The 9747-nt window shown below is 56.7% G+C and carries 6 protein-coding genes and 1 pseudogene; 2 read left to right on the top strand and 5 right to left on the bottom strand.

Annotation, left to right across the window (positions count from 1 at the left end):
• The 4 genes from Q363_RS28130 to Q363_RS28115 form a co-directional block, all read right to left on the bottom strand.
• Positions 1-332: IS110 family transposase (locus Q363_RS28130; RefSeq protein WP_035357279.1), on the bottom strand; the 332-nt coding region annotated here is incomplete at its 3' end.
• 112 nt (positions 333-444) lie between these two features.
• Positions 445-1518, bottom strand: a complete 1074-nt coding sequence (locus Q363_RS28125; RefSeq protein ID WP_051979446.1) for an IS630 family transposase — start codon at positions 1516-1518, stop codon at positions 445-447.
• 115 nt (positions 1519-1633) lie between these two features.
• Positions 1634-2419: a DeoR/GlpR family DNA-binding transcription regulator gene (locus tag Q363_RS28120; RefSeq protein ID WP_035357274.1), complete on the bottom strand. Its 786-nt coding sequence runs from the start codon at positions 2417-2419 to the stop codon at positions 1634-1636.
• 81 nt (positions 2420-2500) lie between these two features.
• Positions 2501-3271: a copper homeostasis protein CutC gene (locus Q363_RS28115; RefSeq protein ID WP_035357271.1), complete on the bottom strand. Its 771-nt coding sequence runs from the start codon at positions 3269-3271 to the stop codon at positions 2501-2503.
• A gap of 294 nt (positions 3272-3565) precedes the next feature.
• Here Q363_RS28115 and Q363_RS28110 point away from each other — a divergent pair, with 294 nt between their 5' ends.
• A complete protein-coding gene (locus tag Q363_RS28110; RefSeq protein ID WP_084080857.1) occupies positions 3566-7210 on the top strand; it encodes a TonB-dependent receptor in 3645 nt (1214 codons plus the stop codon).
• 129 nt (positions 7211-7339) lie between these two features.
• Here Q363_RS28110 and Q363_RS28105 read toward each other — a convergent pair whose 3' ends face one another.
• Entirely contained in the window at positions 7340-8581 is a 1242-nt protein-coding gene (locus tag Q363_RS28105; protein WP_035357267.1) for a glycosylasparaginase, read from the bottom strand.
• Between the two features lie 408 nt (positions 8582-8989).
• On the opposite strand from Q363_RS28105, the pseudogene Q363_RS28100 reads away from it, so the two are divergent.
• Positions 8990-9747 (top strand): annotated as a pseudogene (locus Q363_RS28100) (IS5 family transposase); the annotation flags it as partial.

Genomic DNA, 9747 nt, shown 5'->3' with positions numbered 1-9747 from the left:
TTGATCGGCACAAAGCGCATCGTGGGGCGGGTTACAGCCTCGGCACACGCTTCGGCATCGATGTAGTCGTTCTTGTTCGTCTTCACGTACGGCTTCACATACTGTGCCGGCATCAGGCGCACATCATGCCCCTGTTCCCGCAGAGCACGGCCCAGAAAATGAGATCCTCCGCAGGCCTCCATGCCAATCAGGCACTCCCGGAGGTTCGATGTAAAGCGCAGCAGCTGAGTCCGCGAGCCCTTCTTCCGAACCACAACTTCGCCACGTGCGTTGACGCCTACAAAGTGAAACACTGTTTTCCCTAAATCGATGCCAATAGTGCGAATCTCCATGGAACACCTCCTGTCTACACCTCTACACCCTCCAGGGGCTTAGGCGGCGGACCATGCCAGTAGTTATGCCGAGAGCGAGCAAACCGGCTGGAGTCGATTTATGAGATAGGTTCTAGTCTCCTGAGTCATTGATTTCTTGCATAAAAGAAGGTGCGTGAGCGGCAAGAGTGGCGGTGGCGAATCGAGCGATGGAGGCCAGGATCTGATCGGCGGATTGGGTCCAGCGGAAGGGCTTTGGCTGTTGGTTGTGGACGGCGATAAACTCGTGGATCGCTGCTTCCAGTTCCTGAACGCTGGTGTGCGAGCCACGCTTGATCTGACGCTGCGTAAGCAGAGCAAACCAGCGCTCGACTTGGTTGAGCCATGAGGCGTGCGTGGGAGTGAAGTGCAGATGGTAGCGTGGCTGCTTCTGCAGCCAGCGGCGAACCAGAGCCGTCTTGTGGGTACCGTAGTTGTCCAGCACCAGGTGGATGTCGAGCCCCGCTGGAACCGCAGCATCGATCTTCTTGAGGAAATCCAGGAACTCGACCGAATGATGACGTCGATAGCACTTGCCAAGGACGTTGCCGGTGGCAATATCGAGAGCGGCGAACAGGCTGGTGACGCCATGTCTTTTGTAGTCGTGGGTGCGTCGCTCCAACTGCCCCACTCGCATGGGTAGCACCGGCTGTGTACGGCTCAGAGCCTGAATCTGCGATTTCTCATCCACGCATAAAACCAGGGCGTGATGGGGCGGATCGAGATACAGTCCGACAATATCCCGTACCTTGTCGATCAGCAATGGATCGCTCGAAAGCTGGAAACCCTCTGTACGATGCGGTTTCAGACCGAACGCCCGCCAGATGCGGCTGATCGTCGACTGACTCAGCCCGGTCCTGGCTGCCAGCATACGGCTCGACCAGTGGGTAGCGCCCCTTGGTGTTTTCTCCAGCGTTAGTCGCACCACCCGTTCGATCTTCTCATCACCGATCTCGCGCGGTGCTCCCGGACGCGGTTCATCCCCCAGTCCGGCAATGCCTTCGGCAATGAAACGGTTGCGCCACAGACCAACCGTGAAACCGGTCGTATGCAGCTTCGCCGCTACCGCGGCGTTGCTCGCTCCCCTGGCGCACTCCAGCACGATCCGGGCGCGAAATGCCGCCGACCTGGCACTGCGTGACTGCCGCACAATACGTTCCAACTCCATCCTCTGCGCTGGGCTCACAACAAGCTCATGCTTCTTCGGCCGTCCTCGACGAGGTTTCCATACCTCAACGTAGAACCTCTCCTGCAAATATGCAATCTATTTATGACTCAGGAGACTAGACTACGATCAATTTAACTCCAGTGGCTCGTAACAAAGCCAGCAGGTCGCCTGAAATGCCGTCATCCGTAACGATAGTGTGCACAGCATTGATTCCGCAGATGAGTGCCGGACTAACCATTCCCATCTTGCTTGAGTCGGCGAGAACGACTACCTGCCTTGCATGGGATGCCATCACTCGGAAGATCAAGGCTTCATCCGCTTCGATCGCTGTGACGCCTCGCATCGGGTCGACGCCGCAGGCGCCGAGGAAAAGAATGTCAAGGAAGATGTGTTCCAGCGAATCAAGCGCCGTGGGGCCCACCATGGAAAAGGCGCCGGCCCATTGAACGGATCCGCCAGTGAGTGTGACTTTCAGCCCCGGCTGATTTGCCAGCTCCATGCCAATATTTATGGCATTGGTAATCAATGAGACGCTTTTTAGATGGCGGATGCAGCGCGCTAATTGCGTGGTGGTCGTACCTGCGGTAAGACCGATCGTCTGCCGTTCCTGGATCAGCTCGGCTGCAGCCAATGCGATCCTCCGCTTCTCGTCGGCAAACCGTCCCTCCCTTATCTGAAATGAGGCATCGAAGCGAAAGGGTTCATAAGTCGCTTCGCCAGCCAGAGTCACTCCGCCATGGGTGCGGTGGACTAGACCCTGTGATTCCAGCTTGGTAAGATCGCGGCGCACACTGGCCGCTGAGATATCCAGCAACTTCACCAGGTCATCCACGGACGTGTTTCCCTGCTGCAGAAGCACTTTGAGTATACGTTTGGCCCTGAGGGCTGACTTAAGTGACATACATTATGTGCTGTTCGGCGAGAGCCATATTCACGCCAGAGACGCCGGTGTACGCTGGCACAGTATGGCTCCCCTCTGCGCTTATCGCTGCTCGATCTCCAACTGCATCAATTGCTCACGCAATCGTCGCACATCTTCATCGAGCACCACAAACCTTGCGTATTCTTCCTGGCGCGCCGCGACGTCGCGTGAGGCTTCGCCCAAAAAGACCGGCGGCTTCTGATTGCGCACCGGACTTGCCATGCGCGTTCTCAGCCCGGAGTGGAATTCCGTTGCGCCTGTTCGTGTCGCCACTTCGAGGATATTCTCAGGGGTGATGCCTCCACCCGGCATGATGGTGATAGCACCCTGGGCCTTCTGTTGAAGGCGCTGCAGGGTATCTGCGCCATCGATGGCGCGGACCCCTCCTCCTGAAGTAAGGACGCGGTCCACGCCCAGCTGCATCAGTACGTCGAGCGATGCGAACAGGTCACTTGTCATATCAAAGGCACGATGAAAGGTGACTTTGAGAGGGCGGGCCAGTTCGACCAGCTCCTGCATTCGCGCGCGATCCACGTCGCCATGCACATCGAGCACGCCGAAGACAACGGAGTCGGCACCCAACCTTTTTGCCTGTGCGATGTCATACCGCATTACGTCGATTTCGCTGTCCGTATAAACAAAGTCACCGGGTCTCGGCCGCAGAAGGAGGTTCAGTTCCAGTGGCACGCGTTTACGCACGCATCCTATTAAGCCCGCGCTCGGAGTGATGCCTCCGGAGGAGAGATTGCTGCACAATTCCAGTCGCTGCGCGCTTCCTCGATATGCCGCCTCCGCAGACTCGACCGAGTCTACACAAATTTCTAGCACCATTTTAGCTGCCTGCCTTACAAGTAATTTAGAAACAGTGTGATAAAGCCAGCCTATTTAACTGCCGCGACCGTTGTATGGGCCTTTGACGCCCTCCTTTTATGATCAAAATACTGCTCAAACAATCATAATAGCGCAAAATATTTATTCATTTTGATTGACAATTGATGTGGAAACCACCTATATATTTTTCATCTCTTGTTAAGAAATCTTTCCCTTGTCTTCCAAGACAGAGCACTCATTTCAAACCGCAAGCGGGTTTCCGCTGCTGTTCCTGGCTCAGGAGATAAGGGCTTTATGCGAGGTAGTGTAATTCAGATGTTGGGATCCCGGTTTTATCAGCTGGCATGTATCGTGTTCCTTCTGTGCAGCACGCTCGGAAGTTACGCACAGAATTCAGAAGGCACGATTCTAGGACACATCACTGACTCTTCGGGTGCCGTCGTTCCCGATGTTCAGGTCAAGATCACAAATACGGCCACTCAACTTACGCAGACAACGAAGACCAGCACGGTTGGCGATTATGTTTTCGTCAACATAACCCCGGGAACCTACAACATTGAGGCCCAGCGGACCGGCTTCAAGACCAGCCAGTCAACGAAACTGATTCTGAACGTTGACGCAACGCTACGCCAGGACTTCGCGCTGGAAGTGGGCGCTACGCAGCAGCAGGTAACGGTGGAAGCGCAGGCGCAAATGGTCCAGACGGACAACGCCACTTCCGGCAGTGTTATCGACAGCAAGCTCATCAGCGCACTTCCGATTTCCGGGCGTGACTTCACCAACCTGCTGAAACTCCAGGCGGGAGCAACGCAGGTGCAGGGCAGCTCGCAGCTCTACTGGGCACAGCACGGTCTGAACAATGACTTCACCTCTGTCAGCGTGAACGGAGCGCGCTCGGAGTCGGTCAGCTACCTTGTGGATGGAATTACCGACAACGACCAGTATTTTTCGACGGCGAACAATATCCCTAATGCAGAAGCTATCGAAGAGTTCAAAGTACAGAACGGCATGTACGGCGCCGAGTTTGGTCAGGGTTCGGCGCAGATTAACGTTGCACTGAAATCCGGCGGCCTGCAGTACCACGGCTCAGCGTACGACTACGTTCAGAACGATATCTTCCAGCCGCACAGCCCATACTACAAGTACCAGAGGGACGTACTTGGCTATAACCTTCCGCCTTCGCTGAAGGACAATTTGAAGCAGAACCAGTATGGCTTCTCGCTGGGAGGTCCGGTGTGGATTCCGAAGCTCTATGACAAGGGGAAGACGTTCTTCTTCTACTCGTATGAAGCAGGACGTCGCAGAGTCAGCAGTCAGGGTTCAGGTCTTGTTCCTACGGCACAGGAGCGGACAGGCGATTTCTCGGACTGGCGCGATGCATCCGGGAATCTGGTGCCGATCTACGATCCCAGCACACAGACGGGGAACGATCCTTCTACACGTAAGCCATTCGCCAACAACCGGATCACGACTCCGCTCAGCCCCATCGCCAAGAACTTCCTTGCGCTGTATCCGCTGCCGAACGTTTCGCAGCCGAACATGGCAAGTTGCGCGATGGGCAACTGCAAAAACTATATAACGCCGTTGAGCTTCCCACTCGATACGAACAACAACACCTTCCGCATCGATCACCAGTTCAATGAGAACAACCGTATCTATCTGTCCACCATCCTGGGCGATCAGAAGTATCTTAACCCAAGCGCCATGCCTCTGAGCGGTGAGATCAAGTCGCAGAACAACCGCCTGTTTGCTCTGAACTGGCAGCGCACCATCACGCCGAACATGTTCAACGAAGCCCGCGTGGGCTATAACTGGCAATATTGGGTGAATGGCCTCGATTCGGGCAAGGTCAACTATGGCCAGCAGATTGGCTTCCAGAACACGCCTTCGAATCCCAACCTGTGGGCACTGCCGATTCTCAGCTTCGGCAACTATGCTGGTCTCGGCGACGGGAACGGCAACTGGCATCAGAAGGAAAACATCTACCAGTTCGTCGATAACCTGAAGTTTATCCGCGGACGGCATACGGTGACGCTCGGCATCGATGTGCGGCGGTACCTGCTGAATATGACGGCGGGTTACTCCGCGGATGGATCGCTCTCCTTTAATGGGGCGTACACCGGAAACGATCCCCAGATAACACAGCAACATCCAGGAACGCCGGGTGCGGGAAACCCGATTGCCGATATGCTGCTCGGCAATCCAATCGGCATCTCAGGTCCAGCTCCGGGAGGATCTGATCTCTTCAATGTCCGTGGCTCAGCATGGAACTTCTTCGGGCAGGATGATTTCCGGGTGACGCCGCGACTGACCCTCAACCTGGGACTGCGTTATGAGCTGCCTCCTGCCTTCCACAGCGTCAACAATAGCGGTGTGGCGCTGAATTTGGCTAACGGGGGAAGCATTGAATGGGCCAGCAAGAGCAATGCTGCATTTGTCAACTCGATCAGCGGCGTGAACCCATCCCTTACCGGCTATACCTCGAACAATAAGCTCACCCAGTCCAATCATCTAAACTTTGCGCCACGCATTGGATTTGCGTGGCGTCCTCTGGACACGGACCGTTTCGTCGTTCGCGGCGGATACGGCATCTTCTACGACCTGCAGAACCAGTGGTATTCGCTGACGACCTATGACGATATCAGCACATACGTCGGTTCGGCGGGCTATCCCACATCGAGCGGCTATACCCGCGCCGCTCCCACCACGCTTGACAGCTTGTGGGCTGCGGGAAGCGATGCTTCCTACTTCCAGATCCCTTATTGGCAGGCAACTCCGCAGGTCAACTGGCCGAAAAACAAGTCGCCTTATAACCAGCAGTGGACGCTCGATGCGCAATACGCCCTTACTCCTACTGTGCTGCTCGATGTGGCATATGTCGGGAACCATGGACTGCATCAACCCGGTTACTGGTACTACAACGCCGGCAGGATGCCAGCGGTTGATGATTCCTGCAATCGGTTCCGGACTACACAGGAGGCCGGGCAGTCTCAGCCTTCGTGCTTGACTGACCCGAACTTCGTACCGGTGCTGGACCGCGCAAACCTCCGCAACATTCGTTCGAACGCCTATGCCATTGCGAATATCTTCAGCACCAACTACAACGCCCTTCAGGTGCGCCTGAATCAGCGCTTCTCGCACGGGCTGAATTACCAGCTGAACTACACGTACTCCCGCACGATGGACGAACTCAGCGCCATCAACAACATTGTGGGGTCAACATTAACGGCACAGAACAACAACTGCATCAGCTGTGAGTGGGGACCATCCGCCTCTGACCAGACGCATCGGATCGTGGGCAGCGGCTCCTATGAGCTTCCCGTTGGCCGCGGCCTCAAGTGGTCTGCAGGCAAGGTAGGCGACTGGGTTGTGGGCGGATGGAAAGTGGCCGGCATTTTCACGGCTGCGTCCGGCAATCCGTTCACGGTGAATGTCACCGGTGACGCCAGCCTGGGTCAGGATGGCGTGCGCGGCGACCTGCGCCGTCCAAACCAGGCCGGCAATCCGCATGGCCAGGTGTATGGAACTGGTCTGGACACCACGAAGTATCCCGTGGCGCAGTTCAAGAGCAGCCTCTATCATCAGTTCAACCCGGCGGCGTATGCAGCGCCTGCGGGCAATCAGTACGGCGACGTGACTCGCAACAGCCTGCGTGGCCCTTACTACATGCGGGGAGATATGACCTTCGAGAAGCACTTCTCCGTCACGGAGCGTCATAACCTGATGTACCGGCTCGAGATCTTCAACCTCTTCTCGACCTGGCACGGAATGTCGCAATCGCCATCGGCCACCATGTCCAACGGAAACTTCGGATCGCTGGTCAATCTTGAGAGGGATGCGAGCGGCCACATCTTGAGCGAGGCGCTTCAGTCCGGAACCCGGCAATTCTGGAGTAACTCTGTACGCAAGATCCAGATGACGCTGAAGTACACGTTCTAATATCGTCGCTAACTACGCGCGGTCCTTTGCGAGGGCAAGTGGCCGCGCGTGCTCAACAAGCCGCAACATGCAACCAACGAATAGCAGAAAGAAAGCCTTTCAGCCTGAGCAGCTGAAAGGCTTTCTTTCTTAGAAGGGATGAATGCTGAGGGTCGTGCCCTCAAAAAGATAGTCGCAAGGCTCGGTGCGAAGTGTGCCGTCGTGGATGACAAACTTCTTCTGCGAGCCGATGCCGCGCGTGCTCCAGAGAGAGACGCCGGCATAAGCACCATCGCGGCGCAGGATGTAGTAGATCATGTCCAGATACCGCAGACGTGTCATGTCGTTGTTGTAGTTGCGCGCGATGCGGCGAAGGGCCTCCATACCAGCTTCTTTGGGAGAGGCTCCTTGCCGCATCATGTCGATGATGGTGTGCGCTCCGGCGACCTTGATGTTCTCCTCGCCATTTCCTGTTGCTCCGGCAGAGCCAATGTCCTGGTCGGTATAGCAGCCCGCGCCAATGATGGGTGAGTCTCCGAGCCGCCCGGGAATCTTCCAGGCAAGTCCAGAGGTGGTTGTCGCTCCGGACATTTCTCCCGCCGCGTTCAGTGTGGACACATGAATGGTTCCGGTTGTCGGCCAGAGAATTTCTCTTACAGCCTCGCGGTGCAGGTTCGAGGGGATTCCCATGCGATCTGCCAGAGCCGTGAGGCGCTTCATCTCGCTGAGCACCATTTCGGCCTGATCCGGCGCGGGGTGACGCGGCATCAGTGCCGCTTTCGGGATGGCTCCCTTCGGTGTGTCGACCGGCGGCTTCCAGTCCGGGCTGTCGATGCCGGGACCCCACCAGCCGCGGCCATTCTCCTTCCACAGAAGCCATATCTTTCGCGCATCGTTTGTAAAGAGATCTTCTTTCTTGAATCCTTCGGCAATGGCAAATCTTTCAGCGCCCTCGCCAACCATCATGACGTGCGACGAGCGTTCCATGACCTTCTTCGCAAGCAGGCCGGCGTGCCGGATATTCTGGCAGGCGCCGACGGCGCCTGCGCGTCGTGTGGGACCGTGCATCACAGAAGCGTCGAGTTCGACGACGCCGTCTTCGTTAGGCAATCCGCCATAGCCGACGCTGTGATCGTTGGGGTCGTTCTCGCGTCCCGCGCAGACGTGCAGCGCGGCATCGAGCGTGTCGGCACCCTGCAGCAACATCGCGTAAGCTTCCGCGACGGTGGCGTCGCCAGTCTCGCGGGTGATGATGACTGGCTTTCCGGGGGACTTGAATTGTGGCTGCTGATTGCCTTCCTCGGCTCCGGATACAGGACTAAGACTGGCCAAACTGGCGGCTGTCAGGGCGCTACGAGAGAGGAACTTTCTGCGAGTAGTGAGCGTGTCCATGATGATTTTTCTTGGTTGAAATAAAAGAGTACACAGCCGTCATGTTTTTGGCATCAGGAAACGGCAGGAATTGTGCACCATGAGAAATAAATTAAATCAAAAACATCAATTAACTTCGAATTTTGTGTCAAATTGTTCCGTAAATCTGAGCGATTGACTTCGAAAGAAAAGCAGGATCTGGAGAGATAGACCCTGCTTATCTTGAGGCCAGCTACAAAGCAGGCGGGGCCGCGGGTATTCCTTCGGTGCGTTGTTCGGTGCAGGCGTGCTCGGATGGGGCGCGGGTTGGGTCGGTCCATCACAGACCAAACCCCCTGAACAGGTGTCTTTGCCCTGACGGATACGATGGAGCCGCTCATTCGTTGGACTCGGCACATTTAGCGACGAGGGACGCCCCTTCTTGACGCTCTCCTTTATTCTCGTTCGGAGCGGCAGCTGGTCGAGCAACTCGATTACAACCTGCTGTTTCGTTGGTTCGTCGGCCTGGGCATGGACGATGCGGTATGGCACCACGCGGTGTTTTCGAAGAACCGCGATCGGCTACTGAGCAGCGCGGTCGCGCAGCAGTTTCTTCCGCGAGGTCAACCGGCAGGCCAAGGGCTTCATGAGCGATGAGCACTTCACCGTGGATGGCACGCTGCTCCAGGCCTGGGCCTCGCAGAAGAGCTTCCGCGCAAAAGACGGCTCCGACGACGATGACGACGGCTCGAACTTCCGCGGCCAGAAGCGCAGCAATCAGACGCATGCATCGACCACCGATAGCGACGCCCGGCTGTATAAGAAGAGCTATGGCAAGGAGTCGAAGCTGAGTTATCTGGGCCATGTCTTGGTGGAGAACCGCAACGGCCTGATCGCCGCCGCAATGGTCACGCACGCCGACGGATATGCGGAACGCGACGCCGCACTCTTGATGCTGCATGAGCGGCAGAAGCACCGCTCGCGGCGCATCACCGTAGGCGCGGACAAGGCCTATGACACGAAGGATTTTGTGGCCACGGCGCGAGAACTGAATGTTACCCCTCATGTTACAAAGAACGAGAAGGGACGCCGCAGCAATCTGGATCGCCGGACCACGCGACAACCGGGCTACGCCATCAGCCTCAGTCGCCGATGGCTGGTCGAGAAGGGCTTCGGATGGCTGAAGCAGACCGGACCACTGCGCCAAG

It is taken from the genome of Edaphobacter aggregans DSM 19364 (genome assembly GCF_000745965.1).
GTDB classification, from domain to species: Bacteria; Acidobacteriota; Terriglobia; order Terriglobales; family Acidobacteriaceae; genus Edaphobacter; species Edaphobacter aggregans.
This window is presented reverse-complemented; position numbering and strand designations above follow the sequence as displayed.

Bases quoted from the DNA above. Each gene is read 5' to 3' on its own strand.
- Q363_RS28105 (WP_035357267.1), bottom strand. From the start codon at position 8,581: ATGGACACGCTCACTACTCGCAGAAAGTTCCTCTCTCGTAGCGCCCTG.
- Q363_RS28110 (WP_084080857.1), top strand. From the start codon at position 3,566: ATGCGAGGTAGTGTAATTCAGATGTTGGGATCCCGGTTTTATCAGCTG.
- Q363_RS28120 (WP_035357274.1), bottom strand. From the start codon at position 2,419: ATGTCACTTAAGTCAGCCCTCAGGGCCAAACGTATACTCAAAGTGCTT.
- Q363_RS28115 (WP_035357271.1), bottom strand. From the start codon at position 3,271: ATGGTGCTAGAAATTTGTGTAGACTCGGTCGAGTCTGCGGAGGCGGCA.
- Q363_RS28125 (WP_051979446.1), bottom strand. From the start codon at position 1,518: ATGGAGTTGGAACGTATTGTGCGGCAGTCACGCAGTGCCAGGTCGGCG.